The organism is Actinomadura sp. WMMA1423 (assembly GCF_006547145.1).
Lineage (GTDB): Bacteria > Actinomycetota > Actinomycetes > Streptosporangiales > Streptosporangiaceae > Spirillospora.
Genome location: NZ_CP041244.1, coordinates 9,021,047 through 9,042,193, shown reverse-complemented (window position 1 = coordinate 9,042,193; position 21,147 = coordinate 9,021,047). Strand labels below are relative to the sequence as shown.

At 67.0% G+C, this 21,147-nt stretch carries 20 protein-coding genes; 8 read left to right on the top strand and 12 right to left on the bottom strand.

Annotation, left to right across the window (positions count from 1 at the left end; translation table 11 throughout):
- Positions 1-70: 70 nt before the first annotated feature.
- Both FKD65_RS41660 and FKD65_RS41655 read right to left on the bottom strand, forming a co-directional pair.
- Positions 71-1,006 (bottom strand): NAD(P)-dependent oxidoreductase, encoded by a 936-nt coding sequence (locus FKD65_RS41660; RefSeq protein WP_141585394.1) that lies wholly within the window; start codon positions 1,004-1,006, stop codon positions 71-73.
- Between the two features lie 81 nt (positions 1,007-1,087).
- On the bottom strand, positions 1,088-2,029 hold the full coding sequence (locus tag FKD65_RS41655) for an RNA polymerase sigma-70 factor (RefSeq protein ID WP_141585392.1): 942 nt from the start codon (positions 2,027-2,029) through the stop codon (positions 1,088-1,090).
- Positions 2,030-2,206: 177 nt separating this feature from the next.
- Between FKD65_RS41655 and FKD65_RS41650 the strand changes: the two genes are divergently transcribed.
- Both FKD65_RS41650 and FKD65_RS41645 read left to right on the top strand, forming a co-directional pair.
- Positions 2,207-2,737, top strand: a complete 531-nt coding sequence (locus FKD65_RS41650; RefSeq protein ID WP_168221370.1) for an ABC transporter substrate-binding protein — start codon at positions 2,207-2,209, stop codon at positions 2,735-2,737.
- Positions 2,688-3,215 (top strand): ABC transporter substrate-binding protein, encoded by a 528-nt coding sequence (locus FKD65_RS41645; protein WP_141585387.1) that lies wholly within the window; start codon positions 2,688-2,690, stop codon positions 3,213-3,215. The genes FKD65_RS41650 and FKD65_RS41645 overlap by 50 nt, the downstream gene beginning before the upstream one ends.
- Here FKD65_RS41645 and FKD65_RS46055 read toward each other — a convergent pair.
- Positions 3,154-3,993: a phosphotransferase gene (locus FKD65_RS46055; RefSeq protein WP_240810414.1), complete on the bottom strand. Its 840-nt coding sequence runs from the start codon at positions 3,991-3,993 to the stop codon at positions 3,154-3,156. The genes FKD65_RS41645 and FKD65_RS46055 overlap by 62 nt on opposite strands.
- A gap of 404 nt (positions 3,994-4,397) precedes the next feature.
- On the opposite strand from FKD65_RS46055, the gene FKD65_RS41635 reads away from it, so the two are divergent.
- The 3 genes from FKD65_RS41635 to FKD65_RS41625 all read left to right on the top strand — a co-directional run bounded on the left by FKD65_RS41635 (position 4,398) and on the right by FKD65_RS41625 (position 7,738).
- Complete coding sequence (locus FKD65_RS41635; RefSeq protein ID WP_141585385.1) at positions 4,398-5,318, top strand: class I SAM-dependent methyltransferase; 921 nt, start codon at positions 4,398-4,400, stop codon at positions 5,316-5,318.
- 229 nt (positions 5,319-5,547) lie between these two features.
- On the top strand, positions 5,548-6,465 hold the full coding sequence (locus tag FKD65_RS41630; RefSeq protein WP_141585383.1) for a hypothetical protein: 918 nt from the start codon (positions 5,548-5,550) through the stop codon (positions 6,463-6,465).
- Positions 6,466-6,499: 34 nt separating this feature from the next.
- Positions 6,500-7,738 (top strand): lanthionine synthetase LanC family protein, encoded by a 1,239-nt coding sequence (locus FKD65_RS41625; protein WP_141585381.1) that lies wholly within the window; start codon positions 6,500-6,502, stop codon positions 7,736-7,738.
- 146 nt (positions 7,739-7,884) lie between these two features.
- Here FKD65_RS41625 and FKD65_RS41620 read toward each other — a convergent pair whose 3' ends face one another.
- From FKD65_RS41620 to FKD65_RS46040, 3 genes are all read right to left on the bottom strand, one after another.
- A complete protein-coding gene (locus FKD65_RS41620; RefSeq protein ID WP_141585379.1) occupies positions 7,885-9,180 on the bottom strand; it encodes a nucleotidyl transferase AbiEii/AbiGii toxin family protein in 1,296 nt (431 codons plus the stop codon).
- Positions 9,177-9,566 (bottom strand): hypothetical protein, encoded by a 390-nt coding sequence (locus tag FKD65_RS46045; RefSeq protein WP_240809855.1) that lies wholly within the window; start codon positions 9,564-9,566, stop codon positions 9,177-9,179. Before FKD65_RS46045 ends, FKD65_RS41620 begins: the two co-directional genes overlap by 4 nt.
- A gap of 69 nt (positions 9,567-9,635) precedes the next feature.
- Positions 9,636-9,803, bottom strand: a complete 168-nt coding sequence (locus FKD65_RS46040; protein ID WP_240809854.1) for a hypothetical protein — start codon at positions 9,801-9,803, stop codon at positions 9,636-9,638.
- On the opposite strand from FKD65_RS46040, the gene FKD65_RS41610 reads away from it, so the two are divergent.
- Both FKD65_RS41610 and FKD65_RS46765 read left to right on the top strand, forming a co-directional pair.
- On the top strand, positions 9,798-10,739 hold the full coding sequence (locus FKD65_RS41610; RefSeq protein WP_141585377.1) for a Mu transposase C-terminal domain-containing protein: 942 nt from the start codon (positions 9,798-9,800) through the stop codon (positions 10,737-10,739). The two genes, FKD65_RS46040 and FKD65_RS41610, sit on opposite strands and share 6 nt — an antisense overlap.
- The gene (locus FKD65_RS46765) at positions 10,636-11,646 is read left to right on the top strand and encodes a tyrosine-type recombinase/integrase (protein WP_368367184.1); all 1,011 of its coding nucleotides are present in this window, start codon (positions 10,636-10,638) and stop codon (positions 11,644-11,646) included. Before FKD65_RS41610 ends, FKD65_RS46765 begins: the two co-directional genes overlap by 104 nt.
- A 321-nt stretch (positions 11,647-11,967) precedes the next feature.
- Here FKD65_RS46765 and FKD65_RS41600 read toward each other — a convergent pair whose 3' ends face one another.
- The 3 genes from FKD65_RS41600 to FKD65_RS41590 form a co-directional block, all read right to left on the bottom strand.
- Positions 11,968-13,170 carry a cupin domain-containing protein gene (locus tag FKD65_RS41600; RefSeq protein WP_141585375.1) on the bottom strand — a complete coding sequence of 401 codons (1,203 nt, stop codon included), beginning with the start codon at positions 13,168-13,170 and terminating at the stop codon, positions 11,968-11,970.
- A gap of 57 nt (positions 13,171-13,227) precedes the next feature.
- Positions 13,228-16,428, bottom strand: coding sequence for a type 2 lanthipeptide synthetase LanM family protein (locus FKD65_RS41595; RefSeq protein WP_141585372.1), 3,201 nt, complete (start codon positions 16,426-16,428; stop codon positions 13,228-13,230).
- Between the two features lie 224 nt (positions 16,429-16,652).
- Entirely contained in the window at positions 16,653-16,886 is a 234-nt protein-coding gene (locus tag FKD65_RS41590; protein WP_141585370.1) for a hypothetical protein, read from the bottom strand.
- Between the two features lie 588 nt (positions 16,887-17,474).
- Here FKD65_RS41590 and FKD65_RS41585 point away from each other — a divergent pair.
- The gene (locus FKD65_RS41585) at positions 17,475-18,266 is read left to right on the top strand and encodes a MarR family transcriptional regulator (RefSeq protein WP_168221368.1); all 792 of its coding nucleotides are present in this window, start codon (positions 17,475-17,477) and stop codon (positions 18,264-18,266) included.
- A gap of 294 nt (positions 18,267-18,560) precedes the next feature.
- Here FKD65_RS41585 and FKD65_RS41580 read toward each other — a convergent pair whose 3' ends face one another.
- The 3 genes from FKD65_RS41580 to FKD65_RS41570 all read right to left on the bottom strand — a co-directional run bounded on the left by FKD65_RS41580 (position 18,561) and on the right by FKD65_RS41570 (position 20,978).
- Entirely contained in the window at positions 18,561-18,974 is a 414-nt protein-coding gene (locus FKD65_RS41580; protein WP_141585365.1) for an NUDIX domain-containing protein, read from the bottom strand.
- A 483-nt stretch (positions 18,975-19,457) separates the two neighbouring features.
- On the bottom strand, positions 19,458-20,168 hold the full coding sequence (locus tag FKD65_RS41575; protein ID WP_302931627.1) for a ferritin-like protein: 711 nt from the start codon (positions 20,166-20,168) through the stop codon (positions 19,458-19,460).
- Positions 20,169-20,291: 123 nt separating this feature from the next.
- Complete coding sequence (locus FKD65_RS41570) at positions 20,292-20,978, bottom strand: septal ring lytic transglycosylase RlpA family protein (RefSeq protein ID WP_240809853.1); 687 nt, start codon at positions 20,976-20,978, stop codon at positions 20,292-20,294.
- Positions 20,979-21,147 lie beyond the last annotated feature (169 nt).

Genomic DNA, 21,147 nt, shown 5'->3' with positions numbered 1-21,147 from the left:
CATCAGTGCCGGAAGGCTGGACTTCGACGCGCGTTCGTTCCGTGGAAACCCGCGGAGGCGCTCAGCAGGGTCACCCCGCGACCCGGAGCCCCTGGCGCCAGGTCGGGTGGGCCGGGTGCCAGCCCAGTTCGCGCTTGGCCTTGGCATTGGACGCGCCGCGCAGTTCGGTCATGAGCACGACACCGGCCTGTCCGGCGGCCAGCCGTCCGATGAACCGCGGTACGCGCATCGGCTTCTTGGCGCCCAGCATCGCCGCCAGTTCCGGCAGCCATTCGGCGACCGGGGCGGGGTCGTCGTCGACGATGTTGTAGACACCGCGGCCGCCGTTCTCCACGGCTGCGACCGTGGCCTCGGCGGCATCGGCGACGTGGACGAAGGACCACACTCCGCCGCCGTCGCCGACGACCGGGAACCTGCGCTTGCGGATCATCTCGAACTGCGCGGAGTCCGGTGCCATGGAGGTGCCGGGTCCGTAGAACGCGCCGTAGCGCAGCACGACGCCTTCGGTCCAGGCGGCGCCCAGCACGGCCTTCTCCAGGTGCTCGACCGCGGCGATCAACGCGACCATCTGGCGGACCGGTGAGCGATCCAGAGGGTCCTGCTCGGTCTTGACCGACCCGCCGGTCCGGTCATAGGTGAAAGCGCCGTTGCTCTGGGCGACGAACCGTCGTACCCCCGCGGCGCGTGCGGCCGCGAGCAGGTTGTCGGTGCCCTCGGTGCGCAGCCGGTTGGTGGCGGCGAAGCTGCGTTCGAAATGGCGGGTGTCGATGTCCCCGATGGCGGTCAGCTGATGAACGATCACCTCCGGGGCCGCCTCGCGCACGGCCGCCTCGACCTGGGCGCGATCGAGCGCGTCGGCGATGACCGGTACCGCCCCCAGCTGTGACGCCGTCTCCTTCTTCGACTCACTGCGGATCATGGCGAACACCTCGTGCCCCGCTTCGACCAGACGCGGCACCAGCTGCTTGCCCATCGCTCCGGTCGCCCCTGCCACCAGCACTCTCATCGTCAACTCCTGTCCGGTTCGGATTCGTCACTTGAACCGGACGGCCCGCCGTTTCCTGACAGGAGGCCGACGTGTTCCACGTCACATCACGAGCAGGGGCTCGCCGTGGTCGCCCGCCGCCCATCGCTCGGTCGCGCGTTCGAGCTTGTCGGGGTTCGCCTGGGTATGGCAGGCAGCGATGCCCTCGGCCGTGACCTCCAGGCACATGACGGCGACGACCCGTCCGTCCACGACGGCCACGAGGGCGGGGTCGCCGTTGGCGGTCCAGGCGTACATCTCGGGCGAGCCGCCGACGATGGCGCGCTTGGCCTCGGAGGGCTTGAACAGGCCCCACACGAACTTCGCGACCTCGACGGCTCCCTCGACCGCCCGGGTCCGCGCCGGAACCTTCCCGCCGCCGTCACCGACAGAGACGGCGTCCTTGGAGAGCAGGCGTACGAGCTCATCGGTCCGGCCACTGGTGGCGGCCGCGAGGAACTCCTCCACGACCCGCCGGGCGGCGGCCTCGTCGATTTCAGTACGGGCCTTGCCATACGCGACGTGCTTCTTGGCGCGGTGAAAGATCTGCTGGCTGGCCGCCTCGGTGATGTCGAGGATCTCGGCGATCTCCCTGTGCGGGTAGCCGAACGCCTCCCGCAGCACGTACACGGCCCTTTCGCCGGGAGACAGGCGCTCCAAAAGCGTGAGGACCGCGTACGAGACCGATTCGCGTTGCTCGGCGGTGTCCGCCGGGCCGAGCATCGGGTCCCCGGCGAGCAGCGGCTCGGGAAGCCATCGGCCCACGTAGGTCTCGCGTCGCGCCCGCGCGGAAGCGAGCTCGTTGAGGCACAGGTTGGTGAGGACCTTCGTCAGCCAGGCCTCGGGAACCTCGATGCGGCGAACGTCGGCGGCCTGCCAGCGCAGGAATGTCTCCTGCACGACGTCCTGCGCCTCGTCCGCGGAGCCGAGAAGACGGTAGGCGATGGCCTGTAGACGCGGCCTCGCCGACTCGAACCGGTCGACGTCGTCCGCTGTCAGAGGCATTGCCTGATCGTATCGCCCGCACGCTCCCCGGCCCCGCCGGGTAACGGCGATCAGGGCCCGTGAGCCGGCGGCGGAAGGCTCGACGCCCGGCTTCCGCCGAGCGGGAATCTCGCCCGCTTCCCATCCAGCGGGAACGAGGACGCGAGGATCACGGCGGCGGGTTCGCAGACTGATCCCGTGCTTCGACTGACCTCTCTCCTCGCGAGCGGCACCGTCCTGCTCGCGGCCTGCTCGACGGCGGACGCCGGGCGGCCTCCGGGCTCCTTCACCGCGGGGCTCGCCGCACCGGTGAGCTGCCTCGACCCGCACCAGACCCCGCAGACGCCGAACCTCCAGGTGTCGCGCCAGCTCGCGGACTCGCTCACCGACCAGGACCCGCGCACCGGAAAGATCGTGCCGTGGCTCGCGACGTCATGGAAGGTCGACGAGCGGGCCGAACGGTTCACCTTCACTCTGCGCGAGGGCGTCACGTTCAGCGACGGCGCCCCGCTGGACGCCGCCGCGGTCGTCGCCAACCTCGACGACATCTCCGAGCTCGGCGCGCGGTCCCCGCTCGGATCGGGCTATCTGGCGGGGTACGAAGGATCCTTCGCTCTCGACGCGAAGACGGTCGAGGTCCGGTTCAGCGCCCCGCGCGCAGTTCCTCCAGGCCACCTCGATGGTCACGCTCGGCATCCTCTCCCCGGGCACGCTCAGGAAGTCTCCTGAGCAGCGCTGCGCGGGTGCGCTCGCCGGCTCCGGGCCGTTCGTGCTGGACCGGGTCGCGCTCAACGAGGAAGTACGGCTCTCCGCACGCACGGGATACGCCTGGGCGAGCCAACTGGCCGCGCACAAGGGCGTCCCCCGCATTCGCGAGCTGACCTTCGCCATCGTCACCGACCCGAGCGCCAGGCACGGCAGCCTCTTCTCCGGGCAGCTCGACGCCGACCTGCAGGTGCTCCAGCAGGACCAGCGCTCCTTCGGCAGGCGGGGCCCCGGCTGCTGTCCGCCACCCGTCCCGGCATCGTGTTCACGCTGCTGCCGAACGAGTCGCGGCCCCCTCATGCAGGCGGCGGCCGTGGTGCTGGCGGCCTACACCTTCACCTTCGCGGCCTTCACCGTCCTTCCCGCCGATCCCGTGCAGATCATGATCGGCCCGCAGAACGGCGTGGACGAGGCGCGGGTGGCCGCGCTGCGCACCGAGTAGCTGGACCGCCCGGCGGCGGAACGCTATGCCGACGGGCTGCTCGGCGCCCTGCACGGAGACTTCGGCAGGTCCTTCCAGACGGGGCGCGGCGTCGGCGCGGTGATCGCCGAGGCCGCGCCGCGCACGCTCGAACTCGCGGGCGGTGCGCTGCTGGCGGCGCTCCCGCTCGGGTTCCTGATCGCCTGGTCGGCCGCGCACACCCGGCACGTGTGGCTGCGCCGCCTGCTCGGCGCGCTGCCCGGCCTGTCGCTGTCCGTCCCGACTCCTCGGAGTACGCCGCGATCACCTCGGCCCGGGGCGGGAACCCCTCGGCGGCGGTCGGCACGATGCCGAGCTCGGCCAGGCCGAGCAGGTCCTCGTCGTCCCGCTCGTTCCAGCCGACGAGCAGGGTCGCGAGGTCGGCGAGCGGCTTCCCCAGGGTGCAGGTCTCCCAGTCCAGGACGGCACACACCTCGCCGGTGCCCCCGACCACGCAGTTGCCGAGCCGGAAGTCGCTGTGGACCAGGGCCGGCGCGGAGGTCGGGAGGCATCGCCGCCGCCAGGGCGTCGTGGGCCCATTCGAGGAACGCCAGGTCCTCCGCGGCGTCCGGCTCGGTCCCGACCGAGCGGTGCAGCTGGCCGCGCCAGCGCTTGAGCGAAGAACTTCGGGTCCAACTTGTCGATCTCGTGCGGGCCCTTGAGCGGAGTGACGGCGTTGACGACGGCATCCTGGCCGGCGACGAGCCGGTCGACGTCCTCGGCCCGGGAGATGCCCCCTGCACGACGGTGACCCCGTCACCGTCAAGGTCCGAGTGGGCGGCCGGTTCGCGGACGACCGCGGTCACCTCATGGCCACGGCCGGATGCCTCCGCCACGACGGCCCGGCCCGCCCTGCCACCGCCACCGGCACGGCCTGGACGACCGATGCGATCCGATTGAAGTAGGCGCGAAGATCACCGTTTACGGGGTTCCTCCTACCGCCAAGGAGCGGTGCGTGGCCTGGCAGGCGCGAGCACGGCAGGTGACACCGCGACCTGCGCGGGGGTTAGAACTCAGTCGCCGTGGACAACCTGCTCCAACCCCTCCGGGAGTTCGAGATCTCCTACACCCGGGCATCGTCCCCGGCACGGCATCGGCCAAGCCAACGCCGGACCGCTGCGGCCGTTTCGCGCTGCGGAGCCAGCCCGCTGAAAGGTCTGCCTGATGACAAGAGGGACGGAAGAGCAGGGATCGGCATGGTTCAGGGACCAGCGGGACTACTGGTGGAACGAAGACTTCCTGGCTCTCCTCGCCCAAAGATGGCGACTCTGCGATGTCGAGTCCCTGGCTGATATCGGATGCGGCCTGGGACATTGGTCACGACTTCTCTTCCCGTACCTGAGTCCCGATGCCCGACTACTTGGAATCGATCGACGGTTAGAATGGATTCAGCGTGCCCGGCAGAGCTTTGATGACGCCTACCCAACTCCTGTAGCGGCAGGGAAGGTAGCGTTTCAGCAAAGCGACGCCACCGCCCTCGCGATATGCAGCGACACTTTCGACGTTGTCACTTGTCAAACCCTCCTGATGCATCTTGCCGAACCGTTTGACGGCCTCAAGGAGATGATCAGGATCACCAAACCGCAGGGGCAGGTTATCTGCGTTGAGCCCAGCAATCTCTTCAATATGATGTCATTCGACTCGCTCACACCAGAAGAGGATACCGAGACGCTCGTCAAGAGCTTCGAGTTTTGGTTGCGTTACCAGCGAGGAAGGATTGCGTTGGGCAAGGGAGATATCTCCATAGGCGAACTCTTGCCGGGGATGTTCGCCCAGGCTGGTCTGACGGATATCCGCGTCTATCTGAGAGATACGGCGTTCCCGCTGTATCCGCCATATGCGGACCCGGAGCAGAGCGCGACACTGGAGCCGACGCATGCCTGGAAGACGAGTGCGACCGGGCCATGGGATTACGATCAGGTCCGCCGATACTTCCTAGCCGGAGGAGGATCTGCGACCATGCTGGATACTCAGTTCTCAACACTGCGCGAACAATCACAGCGCCAACGCAGGGCCCTCTCCGAGGGCCGGTACAGTGCAGCGGGCGGAGCAATCGTTTACCTCGTTTGCGGAAGAAAGCCCTGAACTCGAGATCAGCGTCAGCCTTGATCGCCCACACGCGAGCGGACCAGACATGACCCCGTTCAGGTGGTTTGTGACCTTTAGCCAGTTATCGCCGGCAAGTAAGAGTCCGGCGCGGGGCCGACAAGATCCGGAACGACCGTTGCCATGTTGACACGGGCGTTGTTCCATCAACTGCATTACCGCCCGGTCGGCCTTGAATTCAAAGTGAGCATATGCATACGATGGAAACATGAGTCCAGCTGCGCCGATCAATGGCACTTGGGAGATCAAGGTCGTGCCGGGAGGCGACCAAGCCCAGCTGACCCTTCACCGGGCCACGCCCGGCGACCACGGCTTCACCGTCTCGCTGCTCCTTCCTCTGGCATCCCTCTCGGGCCTGTCGCACGAGGCGCTCCTCTCGGAAGGCGCGCAGGTGAATTTCGAGTTCGTTCGTGACGCTGGAGTACTGGCGTTCAATGGTCGTGTGAGCCAAGGCCAGGGTGACGGCGGCTTCGTGTTCAAAGCCAGCACGGATTTCATGGAAGACCTCCAAATCCTGGGCTACGAGAGCCTTACCGACGAAAGCCTCTTCACTCTGGCAAGTTACGACGTCACCCGGACCTTCGTCAGAGAGCTCAACGCGCTGGGCTATGAGCGGCTCCCTGTCGCCCAGCTCGTGGAGATGCGCATCCACGGGGTCAGTCCCGAGTTCGTCCGAGAACTCCATGCCCTCGGCTACGAGCACCAACCGGTCGACCAGCTCATCACCATGCACATCCACGGCGCCAACCCCGACTTCATCCGCCAATTCCGGGATCTGGGCTACGACCGGATCCCCGTCGCCCAACTCATCGAGATGCGCATCCACGGGATCAGCCCCAAGTCCGTACAAGAACTCCACGCCCTCGGCTACGAGCACCAACCGGTCGACCAGCTCATCACCATGCACATCCACGGCGCCAACCCCGACTTCATCCGCCAATTCCGGGATCTGGGCTACGACCGGATCCCCGTCGCCCAACTCATCGAGATGCGCATCCACGGAGTCAGCCCCAAGTCCGTACAAGAACTCCACGCCCTCGGCTACGAGCACCAACCCGTCGACCAGCTCATCACCATGCACATCCACGGCGCCAAACCGGATCCTGCCCGCTCGCGGCGGCGTTGACGCAACGGGTGCACGTACTTCCGTATAGGCCACGATGAGGATGTCCGCCGATTCGACCAAGTACCAGCGGGACGCCGGCCTCCAGACCTCGCTGCAACGCGCCACGATGGAGATTGCCGAGGTACTGCGGGCAAACGCTCGTGTCACGTCGGACGGGAGCATGTACTGGCGCCACCCAAGCCGGCCCAGTCCCTCCCTCCAGCCCCTTCCCGTCGGACCCCACCTATACGCCGGCGCTACAGGGATCGCCTTGTTCTTTGCGGCGATGTGGAGCGTCCACGGCGGCGACGACCTGCGGGATATCTCCCTTCGAACGATCGCTCCACTGCGAGCCGACATCCGCGAGATATCCGTAGATAGAGAGCGAGTTAGGCGCCTCCACCAGCCGATAGGGGGACTTACCGGCCTCGGCTCAGTCATCTATGCACTCGTCCGAATCGGCGACCTGTTGCGAGACGAGACAATTGCGGACGACGCGCAGCTCGCGACCGCGATGCTCACCTCTGATCATATCGCCGCAGACCAGAAGCTCGACGTCATGGTCGGGAGCGCGGGGGCTGTGCTCGCGCTCCTTGCCCTGGCCGAGCGACGGCCGGGAGAGGCCCTCAATGGAGAGCCGCCTGTAGAACTTGCCCTACGCTGCGCCCGTCATCTTCTACACAATGACAGGTGGATAACATCCAAGAGTCGAGGTGCGGAAGGCTTCTGCCATGGCAGGGCCGGAATTCGCACAGCTTTGGCGAAGCTCTACCAGAAGACCGGTCACCACCAGCTTTGTGAGGTTCTGCAACGATGCCTCTCCTTCGACGGTTCTCACCTGCCGCCACTCGACGATGGCCAGCGAGTAGCGCCACCCACTGCCCCTTCCCGCCGCTCTTGGTGCAAAGGAGGCGCTGGGATCGCACTCGGGCGCATGGCATTGAACAAAATTCGGCCCGGCCTTTCTCGAACAAGCGACCTCATCTCCTTGCTCGAAGACACGGCCACTCCGTCTCTATCCGATACGGACGACCTCTGTTGCGGCAACTTCGGGCGCGTCGACGTTCTCGTCCATGCCGCGAACGTACTGCGGGAGCCGACCTACCTGGGTAAGGCCCTCGACCTGACGAGCAGAGTGCTGGAGCGAGCACAACGCCAGGGACGTTACTCATTGAGGTTTGACCAGAGCGCGGGCGTTGACCTGAGACTCTTCCCAGGAATCGCCGGGATCGGGTATTCCTTGGCGCGCCTCCAGGCCACCAGCACCATTCCATGCGTTGTGGCGATGGAATAGGCCGATCGGGCGGCGTGTCCGATTCACGTGGCGAGGGTCAGGGGCGTGACCGCCCATCCTGCACGGCCCGTCCCTCCAGCCGATTGCTTATCGATAGCGGTCAGCTATCGCGACCGTCAAATCGTCCGCAAGGGGGTCCGGCGCCGTCATCGCCGGAGGGTGCGCAGGTCTTCCTTGAGGTTCTTCGGGTTGCGGCGGTAGTAGGCCGCTTCTCCCGATCCAGCGCTCGCGCGGGCGTCCAACACCATCCGGGCCACGTCGTCCAGGCCGTGCGCGTCGCGTCCCAGCAGCTCACACGTGATGACGACCGCCTCGACGAACGGGACCTGGTCCTCCATCAGCCGCGTCTGAACGGCGGGCAGACCCTGTTCGGAGAGAAGCGGCCGGAGCCGGGTGATCCGGTCGCGCAGGAGTTCCGCGCAGCGCCCGTACCCGTCATCGGGAAGCTGCGACACCTCGGCCAGGGCGGGTGTCAGGGCGTCGGCCAACTCCCGCAGGTAGTCGGCGGCGTCGCCGGGCACGTCCGGATACTCCTTGCGGAACTCGCTCCAGTCGGCGTCCAGGCCGATGATTCGTTCGGCTGAAGGGAGCCGCCGCGCGAAGGAGGCGTTCGCGGCCACGAGCGTGTCGGTCAGCAGCCGGAACGAGGGCGTGACGTGCCGGGCCAGCAGCCAGGCGTCATACAGGTCCTTGCCCTGCGGGTACGGGTCGTCGAACAGCCACAGCAGCTTCCACGCCAGCGACAGCTCCGGTGTGGCGGCGTTCAGCATCACGGAATCGCCGTAGTCCGCGCACGAGATCGGCGTCGGCTCGGGCGGGACGGGAAGCTCCTCACCGAAGACGAAGTCGAGTTGCACCGTGCCGCTCGGCAGGCCGTCGGACTGCCAGAGCAGGAGGAGGCGGCGGCCTGGAACGCGGTCATAGGTCCAGATGTCCTCGACGACCGTGCTGTCCGCGTCCAGCCGCACCTGCTCGTACTCGGACGCCTCGGCCGCGGCCTCGGCGATGCCGTCCAGCATCTGGCGCGTGCGGTGCTCGGCCATGCGCCAGGACGGCGGCACCACCACGAAGTCGAGATCGCCGGGCTCGCGCGCGGCCTCGCCGTACCAGGCGCGCAGCAGAACGCTGCCACGCAGCACGAGGTGGTCCACCCACCGCGAGTGGGAAATCGCGGCGAGCACATGGCCGACCGCGCGACGGCGGGCCGCGTACCAGCGCGTCCCCTCCTTGACAGACGCGAACTGCGGCTCACCCGTCCGCATCGCCTTGGTGAGGTGTTTGAGTGCGGGGTCGAACACCGGCCGCTGGACGGCGCCGGGCACGGGCCGCAGCGTCGCGGGCAGGCCGAGGCGACCGCGCGTCCGGTCGTCGGGTGGGGTGTGCGGGACCTCCGCGCCGTCCGGCCAGGGGCCGAATCCAAGATCATCCCATCTGCCCGTCATGGCGCGCCCTCCGTGATCCATCCGTCGTCGAGGGAGGCGTTTCCGTCGAACACCACGAACTCGCGTTCCACCGACGCGATGTCGTGGCCGTTGGCGCGCAGCACGGAGGTGAGCGTGTCCAGGCGCTGCCCGGCCGTCCGCGCGCCGACGCGATGACAGCGCTGGGTGACGAACCGCTCGGACCTGCCGTCCGCTCGAACACGGCGTGCGTTGCGCGACAGGTGCGCGCCGTGCGGGACGACGGTCTCGGCCAGGGCCGCGGTGTCGTCGCCGGGGTCGAGCAGGAGCTTGATGTGGTGCTCGAAATAGCACAGGCCGTCGGCCTCGGCGTCGGACGCGGGCACGCCCTCGTTCCAGGGCGCCGCCTCGATCTTCGTCCTGCTCACCAGGAAGCCGTCGAGACGCAGCGCGTCGGCGATGTGCTCGGCCTTGGACCTGGCCTGGGTGAAGGTGCCTTACATGCGCAGCGTCAACATGGGCTGGGACGGTACACGGCCACGGTCGAGCACGATGTGAGCGAATTTCAGTCCGCGGTGGTCGGCATAGCAGGCAAGGGCTTCGATGTCGGCGTCACCGTGGCACCGCACGGTGAAGTGCGCCTCGAAGTCGCCGGCTAGTTGCATGAACCGGATGATCCCAGACCGCTTTGCCTACGGGCATCCGAATTCCCGGCCAGGCGGTCCCTGCGAGTACCCCCGGCACCGGAGCTGCTGCTGCTCACCGTCACCAAGGCTCGCAAGATCCATCCCGACGGGATCCATTTCCAGGGCCTGCGTCATCTCGACCCGGTGCTGGCCGCCTATGTCGGAGAGCACATCGCCGTCCGCTACGACCCGCGGGACATGGCCGAGATCCGGGTGTTCATCGACACGGGGTTCTTGTGCCGGGCGATCTGCCCACAACTCGCCGGTACGACCGTCAGCCTTAGGGACATCACCGCGGCCCGCAACGCCCGCCGCCGCGGCCTTCGCGAGCGCGCCAGCGTCGTTGACCGGCTCCTGGCCGCTCACCAGGAAGAGCCCCCACCCGGCAAAGTGTCGCTCCGGCGGCTTCGTCGGCGTGGCCGCGAATCAGCGGATAACTGCGGGGCTGAGTGTGATGGGCGGTATCAGCGGACCAGCCCCAGCGAGGTGGTCGCGCTGTGGCCGGGCGCCGTGCCGTACACCACGGCGGCGTGCGCGTCCGCGGCGGTCTCGGCCGAGCGATCGGCCGCCGCAGGCCGCGCCCGGGCCGACGTCGAGCGGCACTACTACCGAGCCATCCTCAGCCCGTACACGGTGCGGGCGTACCGGCCGACCCGGCAGGCATTCACGGCCTGCCGGATGTTCACGGCCTGCCGGACGTTCACGGCCTGCCGGACGTTCACGGCCTGCCGGATGTTCACGGCCTGCCGGATGTTCACGGTGTGGCTGGTCGAGCGGGGCGGCGCCGAGTTGCATCCGGACGCCTTCGCCAATGTGCTCGGCGCGGAGGTCGCGGCGCCGCCTGGCGCCGGTCACGCTCGGACGCGCGCGCCTCGGTCGCCACGATCGACCAGGGGCGGGCGGCGGTGGCACTGATGTACGAGTTCGCAAGCCTGCGTCAAGGCATGCGCGTTCCGCCGCCCGGCGAGCCGGACGCCCTGTCCGAGCGGCAGGCCGGCGCGGTCGAGCGCGCGCCCACGCGGCGCGGCGCGAGGGACCCAGCCATCGTCGCCGCACTGCCGTACTCGGGGCCCGGGTCGAGGAGTGCGCCCAGCCGCGGGTGGAGGGCGTCACGGTGACCGCGCGGACCGGGACCGCGCGGCTGCACGGCAAGTGCGACCAGGCGCGCACTGTGCCGATCCCTGCGCCGGCCCGCGCCGCGCTGCTGGTCTATCTCGCCGAGTGCGGCCGCACCGACGAGACGCTGCGGCTCGGGCAGCGCGGACCCCTGACGATCTCCGGAGCTACACGAGTGCTGCTCGCGGTCGGCGAGGACGCCGGGGTCGCGGACCTGCGGCGGCACCGCCTCCGGTACACCTACGGCACCCGGTTGCGCCGCGACGGCGCCGACCCTGCCCAGGTGCGATACCGCCTTGGCCACGCCGGCTCAAACCGCCGGCCGCCCTTTCCTGGCCAGCCAACGCGAGGTCACCGAGCCGGTCTACAGGGACTGTGTAGGCACCCGCCCCGCCCCCACCCCGCAAGCACTGGAGCGAACCCCATCCACGTGGACGCCAACGGCATCAACAACGATGATGGAACGGAGAGGCATGACCGCCCCCAAGAGTCACGAAGACTGGACAACTTGGTGATTCCGGAGGGCCGCGCGGGCTGCGGTTTCTTCCCATTCAAGAGGCGCCCGTCCGGCGCTGGCGGCGGCATCGCGCGGCCTGCTCGGCACGCTGCTCTGCCGCATCCGCCTCAAGGATCAGGACTCGCCGAGCTTGAACCCCGGCCCAAGGCAAGCCGGGGCTGCGCGCCGACAGCGCGCCTGTCCACCTGACAGGGTGTGAGCCCCAACTGGTCCACCATTCCAGCCCGGCCGCGCACTTGCCCCCTGTCCGCGTGGCAGCGTCCGCCTGGCGCCCGCGTCGCTGGCTGGTGGCCAGCGCGGCGCTGAGAGAAGGAGAGCGCAGTAGCTGCACGTCGCGCATGCGCTCGCCGACGTGCCACTCAACGTCACCTGCTCAACAAGCTCGGCCCGCCCAGCGCGAAGGTCGACCACGCGCTACGGCGCTCACCCACCAGCAGAGACATCAAGCGGCCATGTCGAACTAGCTCGGATTCACCCATAAATGGACACGACGTAGGTGACGGCGCGCGATCACACAGGTCTCAGCAGACCATCGCGGACCAGCCGCCGAACCAAGGTGAGCTTACCGTCCAAGCTTGTCGAACCGGGTAGATCGCAGATGCGGAACTTTCGGTTGTCGCGTATGAACTCCAGAGTTGAAAAGATCTCTTTCGGGCCTTGGACACGCTTCGGCCCAAAAATGATGGCGGTCGTTCCTCCCGAGCTTTCCACCAGGCAGGCGAGGCCCAGCCTCCTTTCGACCACCGAATCGAGACCGATCTCCCGCATACCGGCCAGCACAGAGAAGTGCCCGTCCGCTGGAAACGGGCGAGCGCCGACGTGCTCTTCGACCAGCGACCCGAGGGCCGCATCGAAGGAGAGCTTCTCGCTGAACCGGGCCAGCAAACGCGCGAACACGATCGACATGTTCTGCTGCGCCTCAGGGTCCCCAATGAAACCGGGGGGCAGATCCTGACGAAGCTCCACATCTTCCAACGCGGCTAGTTCCAGCGCCCGACCGAAGAAGTCCACCCAGTTGAGCGGATGGAAGGAAATGGTCAGATGCAACGAGAATTCATCTACCGCAACGGCCTTATGAAAAAATCCGCGCGGGAGGTAGATGAGATCTCCGGCTTCGAGGAGGGGCTTGTGGCGAAGCTTGAGTTCCTCCTCCGTCCACCTCATCTTCGTGATGTGCTGGAATGAACGTGGCGAGTCCATCGGCCGCTCGTAGATCGGCTCCCAGATATGCCATTGCTTGGAACCCGCCACTTGAATGATCAGCGAGTCCAGCACATCGACGTGGGCCGGGAACCCCTGTGAACCCGGAGGTGTCAGAAAGAGATTGAAACCGATATTCATATCGAGTGCCTCTTGCAGGCCGGCCGCAAGCCGTCCGAAAGGAGGCCAGACCTTCTCGACCCCGATCAAGCGAATAGTGTCACCGGACAGGTAGGCTTCATAAAGGCGGTCCTTGGAGAGCCCGGCTACCGAGGTCAGCATCCCGCTACGTCCACTGTCCGGCGCAGGGATTATCTGAAGAATCTTCGAGGACCTGTTTGCCGCCGTCATCAGGCACGAGTCCAGGTCCGCGAGGGAGAACAGATCGCGGAAGTAGTCATGGTCGTGCCGATGCAGGACCAGTGTCGACTTTCCCCAGTACAGGTCTATGAACTCCCGCCGCGTGACGGGGTGAATCAGACTTTCAAAATTGTCGACCTCTCGCTGCACCATGATGAGTGAGTCCTTTCTCGGGACTTCGAGTTCTTGTTCTCGTGCTCGGACTCCGGCTTAGCTGGTGGTCTTTACCTCGCTCGGTTCACCCAGGATCAGCACCGATGGGACCCGATCGGGTTCGGCCAGGCGCAACAGCCCATAGCCGATACCGGCTAGCCCGTCCATCATGCCGGGGGTCTCCACGTCCAGCGGCGTGCCGCAACGCCAGCCGTGCTCTTCCATGGTGGCGAGAGTCTGCGATGCGCGTTCGGATAGACGGGTTTCCCAGGCCGCCTTCGGGAAATAAAGGCCGGCTTGCAGGATGAAATCGAGAGAGCCCAGATCGCCGTGGCAGAGCGAGTGATTCCTTCCGAAGCCATCTCGGTACGTCGTTTGCAGAGCGACATCCAGATCCTCCTGGATGATCTCGTCGCTGAGCGCGGTTCGCATCCGCAGGCGACTCATGCCGATCCCGCACGCGCCGTGGCACCAGGCAGCCATACCCCGAGAATTCTTCGCCTGCGAGGAACGCCTGAGATCCGCCCAGTTTTGTGACGTCGGCGAAAAGTGGCCACGCTCGAATGTGACCGCTTGCAGCGCGGTCCGCGCATAGGCCTCTTCACCCGTGCTCGCAAATAGTTCCGTCAACGCCCAGGCGAACCCGGATGCGCCGTGCGAGAACCCGGTCAGAGGTCGAACGGGGAACAATCTGCCAAGCCAGCCAACGCCTCCGTCACATGGTTGTGCCCGCTCGACGAGGCGGTCACCGAGCCTACGGGCGATGTCGAGTGGCCGCACGGCGCCCGTCATCCTGTGCAGTGTCAGGAGCGGGACGATCGCTCCCGCTGCTCCCTGGACGACATCCATGTACTCGTCAAGATTCGCAAGCATCTCGACACGGGCGACCATGGCGTCCGCCTCGGCCAACAGCTCGTCGCTCCTCCAGAGGTGGAAGAGATGTGTCCACAAATAGATGAGACCGCCCCACCCATCAAAACCGCCGACGGTGTCCAACCGGGCGTGCCGGTGATTCATCTGGTTCCGAAGGGTCGCCAGTGCACCTCTCGAGACGGATCTGAACTCGTCGCGCCCGGTCAACTCCTCCGCATATGCAAGAAACAGGATGATTCCTGGCAGTCCGCTGTACAGGTCCGTCTGCAACGGATTCAGCTGCCAACCACGGCTTTCTCCGAACGAAAGCCCGATCCATGATGCGCAGTCGTTCTTCCATTGAGCGAGCTGAACGATGCGGTCGGCTATGGCCGATGCTTGGGCGAGGAGCCGGCTGCGATCAACCGGTCGGATACCAGTAGCCGTCTTGTAGCTTCTGAACACGGGCTCGTTGTTGAGCGCCAGCGTGCTCATCGAGGCTTGGATGTACCAGAGCTGGCGGCGGAGGTCCTCTTCGCCGAAGTGCGCCAGCCGGTCACGGACCATGTCCCAGCCCGAGCGGATGAAGAACCGGTCGAGACAGCGGCCGTCGCTCGTCCAGAGATCCTGTGAGCCCACACGCGTGGCGAAGTACGGGACCTCGCCGCGCCATAGATCCCGGCGTTCGCTCCGCAACAGGCGCCGCGCGACGTGCGGGAACTCCGTTCGATCGATGCCGAACCAAAGACGATCGAACAGGCATTCACGGTCGAGGGCGTCGCCCAGGTAGTCCGGATGGTAACTCTGGCGCAGGATCTTGTCATAGAACCGGGTAGCCCGGAACACCACGCGCACCTCGTCGTCGCGCATGGCGGACAGCGGCCCCTCGGGAGACAGGAGGTCCTTGCGGAACGCCTCGATCAGCCGGTACATCGAGGCGAAGCCGGCTTCGATGTCCCCAACGAAGTCGAAGGCGTTCAGGGGCGACCCATCAAGTTGAGGTCGGTTGTGCCTCCCCGACACCTCACGGCGCCGGAATGCCAGTTTTACTTGATCGGTGCCGATGTGCTCCCACTGAGGCAGGGGGTCGTTCGACAGCTGCCCTTCTCGGGCGCCGAGACCGCTGCGGTCGACCGTGCCACCATGCTCGCCTTCCTGGATAAGCGGCAACAGCATTGTGCCGAGCACGGAGTTCTTAAGTTCGAACTCCGTGTATGAGCCATAAAAACCCTCCTGCGCTTGCCCGAAATCCGGACCGCAGAGGGTTTCAAGGTCGATTGGAACCGGGTAGCCGCCCGCGGCGATCAGATTCTCGTCGTGAAAGTCGCTGGCATTCAGAAGGTAGAGGACTGCGAGGAGCGACCCCTGACGTACGTAAAACTGGCATGCTTCCTCCCGATCGCGGCAAGGAGCGTGGAACACGAACTCGGACCAACCATATTCGCCGCGGTCCAGCATTCTGGGAACCCGCAACTCCGGTGCACCTCTCTCGTGCAGCCACCTCAGCAACTGCGCGAAGTGCTGGTCGATCCGAAGCGACCGCGGTTTGTAGAGCAACCGCCTGGTTGAGCCAAAGTGCAGGGTGCACACCTCGTGACCTTTACGGTGCAGGTCACCCAGTCCCAATTCGATCTTCGTCAGCGGCCCGCTGTCGCAGTTCGGCCAGAACGTTGCGTGGATCCGTTCCCAGTCGATGCAGATTCGCTCCAGCAGTTCTCCGGCCGCCTCGGTCCAATCAACAACGGAATCGATCAGTATCCTGGCGAGCACCGGGTACTGTCGCAGGAAGAGCAGCGCCTCGCCGGGGTCGCGTAGACGCCCCAGAAAGCCTCGGAAGCGTCCACCGGGGTCTGTGCCCGTCAGCGTCCCTCGCAGTGTGGCCACACGCATCTCGAGGACCACCGCGCGACTGATCCGTTCATCGAGCCGAGAGATCATCGCAGAGACCAGCTGCTCGACTACGGACCCCCACCGAACATCCACCCCTGGCCACGCGTCCGATAGCTCTTCGGCCTTCCTCCTCAGAACGGCGCGCGTTTGGGCGATCAAGGGACCGACGACTGGCAGACCCTCAACAGGAGAGTCTCCTGATGCTTGGAAGGCGTGCTCGAGACGCTTGAGCCAGGCAGGGACCTCTGGCAGGCGGCGCTGGAGAGAGGCTGAAGATTCGCCGAGCAGGGCGAAGAAGGATGCTTCGTCCAGGTCATCGAGTGCAAGGCGAGCAAGGAAGTGATCCTCACTCCCAAAGGGAGACTGGGACCTCCATTGCCCCAAGCGGCGCTGCGCGGTTGCAAGTCTTTCGGGCACCGAGGATTCCGGCAACCGTGATCCACGGCCGCTGCATCGCTCGTCCAGCGTCAGCGCACGCCACCACACTGCGTCGAGCGACAGGGGATCCATAGCCATGCGGGGTCCCTAGGTAGAAACCGGTGCGGCTGCGTGACTTTATGGCTGTTTCGTTCAGGGGCGGGGGCATTTCGGCGGGCGCGTCGCCGCTCGGATGTGACCGACGATGATCGGGCACTGGTGGAGTCGTTGCCGACGTCTACGGCAGAGCATAAGAGAAAGTGCTCCGGATGAGCCACGGTCATCTTGGACCACGGGCATCTGGGGCACTTTCTCCGCGTTGGTCAGCAGGTGCAGATGACCATCAGGTGGGCCGCTTCCTCGGTCGCGTCGGTCCCCGTGTACAGCATCTGCGTGCCGCCTTCCAGCCCGCTGCTGACGGACTCGAGACTCTCGTCGCTGATATCGCCGGCGCCGATTCCGCCCGTGGCCACCACGGCTTGCTGCTCCGCGGGTTGGAGTGACTGGAAGTAGTCCTTGTCCTTGAGCGCTCGTGCGATTTCGAGTTGGTCGAGCATGATGCGCCTCCTTGAAGTCTTCGCGACACCGCCGCGCGATCTTTTCAGGCTCCCCGGGTGGACCACCGATTGAGATTATAAAGAGCGTAACACCGGAGCCGTTCCATTGATAGACCGGAATGGGAGCCGGGTATTATTTCCCTTTCTTGCCCAAATTGTCGATCCGCCCGCCCTGCTCGGATCTCTCCTGGTTGAAAACGGAATGTTCCTCATGACAGGAGCACGCGGCGGCGGATTCCCACGGGGCGAGGCGCCATGCAGAGTAACCGATCTCCGGCTCCCGCCCGAGCCCAGGGCGGCGGGACATGGAGTCTTGCCGCTGATGGTCGGGCGTGTACGGCGCTGATCGTGCAGACCCCCAGGGCAGCCGACGTCAGGATGGGAGAGCGAGGCGGCTCCGGCTACGTCGGACCCGAGAGCGCTCCGGGCTGATCGCATTTTGTCCCGGCTACCCTCGCCGCCATTGGATGCCGTACGGTCCTGAGCCCAGCGGAGCGTTCGACCGTTGAGATTCCGCCCACGGAGGGCGGCTGCGACAACCACGGGAGATGCCGACCGATGCCGCACCCACAGGCCAAGGTCCACCGAATGGCCGAGCTCATCGAGCCGATCGCCACCGTCACCTTCTCCGAGGTGCCGACCGAGGCGTTCCTGGCCCTGGGCATGCGCAACTACTGGGACGGTTACTTCGCCGGACGGGCCGCGCCGCTGGGACAGGCACCGGCCGAGGTGGTGCACGCGGTCTTCTACAACTTCGCCGAGGGCGAGGTGGCACGGCACATCCCGTGGGTCTGGGGTAAGACCACCCCGCAGGAGGCGATCGCCGTACGCGAGCGGGGCAGCGCCGCCGCGCTCCGGCAGCGGATCGGGCAACTCGCCGACTCCCCCGGCCTGGTGCGGGCCGCCGACCTCGCCACCCGGGCAGCGGTCGGCGCACCGACCGAGGGCCGAGCACTGTACGCCGGACTCCGGACGCTCGACATCCCCGAGGAACCGGTGGCCAGGCTCTGGCATGCGACGACGCTGCTGCGCGAACACCGCGGCGACGGCCACAACGCCGCTCTCCTGGCCCACGGCATCGGCGGCACCCAAGCCCACGTCCTCATGGCCCTCTCCCTCGGCATGAAGGCTGAGGAGTTCGGCCGGATCCACCACCTCCCCGGGGCGCAACTGGCCACCGTCATCGACGGCCTGCGAAGCCGGGGCCTCGTGGACACCGACGGCGGATTCACCGACGCCGGCCGGGAGACCAAGGACCGGATCGAGACCCTCACCGACGAACTGGCGACACCGCCGTACGACGTGCTCAGCGAGGAAGAACTCGACGAACTGATCATGGAACTCGAGCCGATCGCCGCCGCCGCTCAGGACGACGACTGAGCACGCAGATACAACAGACGCCAAACCACCGGCCCAGCCACCAAGGCACACGGTGTCCCTGAAAGACGGGAGACCTATGCTCGAAGACGATGTGTACCCTGCGTCGCCCCTCACGGCTGCGCGGACTTCGGGACGCCGGTGACCTGGTTGCACACGGAGTGCGCGCGGCATCGCCCCCAAGCCCGCGCGGCAGTGGCGGTCCGATCGACCAGGTCGGCGCGGGTGTCGGAGACGGCCATTCGGACGACGGCAGCCTCGATGAAGAGCCGGGCCGCGATCGAAGCCGGCTCACCGTCATCTCCGGTGGAACCACGCCTCGATCGACTGTTTGTATCCCTCGGGCATGCGCAGGCCGTGGACCTGCCCGGCGGTGAACAGGCCGAGCTGCTGGTGCTCATGGCTCACGACGGGTTCGGTGTCGGGAGTCAGGACGGTGCACCCATAGGTGACGATGACAACGCGCCGCTCCGGCGCCGTTTCGGGCAGCGGCTGATAGATCCACACGTCCAGGAGCGGACCTGCTTCGACGCTCCAGCCGGTCTCTTCCCGGATCTCTCGCTCCACCGCCGCCTCAGGGCTGCCATCACCGGGTTCCAGGCGCCCTCCGGGCAGCTCCCACTCGTCACGTTCGTTCTTCACCAGCGCCACGCGACCGCCGACCACTGCAACGCCCTTGACGGATACCGGCCAAGTCGGGGACTTGTTCACCACGCCAGTCCTCGCAGTCAGCGCCCAGGGCTCGAATGGGCTCGTGCGGATAAATTCTGCACGACCGGGGGCGGGTGTGACGATATGAGCCTCCTCTCCGGCCGCTGGGTTCCCGCACGACCGATGCGGTGCCAGGCTCTACGAGCCCGCAACGGCAACTCCTTGGCGCCGACCGCACCCGCGGGTCAGGGACGATGCCAGTTCCTCAGCTTGGCGGGGTTCAGCACGATCCAGACGGCGATGACCTCGTCGCCCACCGTGCTCACGCCGGCCACCGCCACCACCCGTCCTTCGCGGCGCAGCAGCGCCGGAGCGGGATCCCGCCGTACGCGAGGTACAGGCCTCGGGAACGTTGATGCGCTACGGCCCGTCGCCGGAGGTCAACCGCGCTCAGCCGGCGAAACATACTCGAAAAGTGGGGCCGGCCGTGGTGCCGTCGCCGTCGGGCGTGCGCATCAACGCCTGGGCCTGCGCCTTGAGCCTCTACATGGTGGTGACGGCGGCCGCGAGCTGCCCCGGGCTGCCGTTGAACGCCTGCTCCAGCAGGTGCAGGAGAGTGCAGTACGTCCGGTTGGACTCCTCCTGGGCCGCGCGGACCGGGCTGCCCGGTGCGTGGTCGGCGATCTTCTTGGGGTTGGGCCGCATCGGCAGGACGCCGGCGAAGTCCACGCCGACCGGCTCGCCGGTCGGCCCCGACCGCGGTGTGTCGCCGCGGCGGTAGCGGCGGCCGGCCCTGAGCTCCTGGAAGCGGTAGTAGTGGGCGACCTCGTCCCGGTCGGGATGGTGGACGGCGGGGCCGCCGTCCCAGACCGCGCCGCGGGACGTGCCCTCGCCCTCCTCGACGATCTCCTCCAGTGCGGCCAGCGCCGAGGCCAGATCGTTGACCGCGATCATCCGTCCGGCGGTGTGCTCGAAGTGCCCGGCGTTGACCTGGCGTGCCGGATCGCCGGAGAGGACCTCCGCCTCGCCGAGCCGGTCGCACAGGCCGCGCAGCCCGGCCTCGATCGCGGCGTAGAACTGCCCGATGGTCTCGTAGCGGTCGCCTTCGGCGGGAGCCCCGGGCCGTGCCGGCCGCTCCAGGCGCAGGAACATGTCGAGCGCCTCGTCGCCGAACGGGAGCAGCGACGGCTCGAGCGAGGGGTCACCGTGCGGCAGCCGCCGGGGGTGCGGCGGCAGCAGCTCCGGCGTGTCCAGCCGCGGGCTCCCCCGACGGCGTTGAGCAGCCCCGGACGTGACGACCCCGCTCTCGTCCAGGACGAGAGCGGGGCCTGTGGTGGGGCTCGGCGCGGCTGGGGAGGGTGTATCCGACGGTTCTGGTCAGCCGAGGGGCTTCGGGGCGCCCTTCTTGCCGGCGCCGTGGCCCCAGGACAGGACCTCGTACTTGACGCCCTTCAGGTGGCCCGCCGAGGTGCCCGTGTCGTACTTGCTGTTCGGCTTCTTGCCGTCCACCAGGTGGCGGAAGGTGTAGGTGTCGAGGTCGAGCATGACGCCGCGGTGGGACGGCTCGCCCGGTCCGCGGTCGCCGACGAAGCCGGTGACGCTGCGGTCCTTGTAGGTCACCTTGACCTTGGTGTGCATGGGCCAGCTCGGGCTGGCGAACAGGCCCTTCTGCATCGGCTTGCCGCCCGCCGGGGCGCCGGTGTCGCCGTTCACGCCCGACCCGTCGTCCCAGAAGTAGGACGCGGTGGTCTTGCCCGCCAGCACGGCGTGGCTCTTCGGCGCGGCCTTGCCGGTCATATGGCGGGGGCTCTTCGCGCCGTGCTGTCCGGTCGCCTGCTGTCCGTTGACCTGCTGCTCGGTCGTCTTCTGCCCCTTGAGCTGGTGTCCCGTGAGCTGCTGTCCCGTGAGCTGATGCCCGGTGACCTGCTGCCCGGTGACCTGCCCGGTGAACTTGTGCGCCGCCGGGTTGTCCTCCGGGGCTCCATGGGCGGCGCTTCCGACTGCCACTCCCGTGACCAGCACGCCCGCGAGGGCGGTACTGATCAGGGCGACTCGCTGCTGCATGTTCATCCTTTGCTCGGTGGTCCGGGCGCCGGGTCACGCCTCGGGCGTGAGGGGATCGCCGTTCGCGCATGACGGATCCGGCGCACGGCACGTGGGCGTGCTCGCGACGTGGGGTGTGATCGCGCGGGGGATGGAGAAGGGGGGCACCGCTGGACGACGGTGCGGGCGA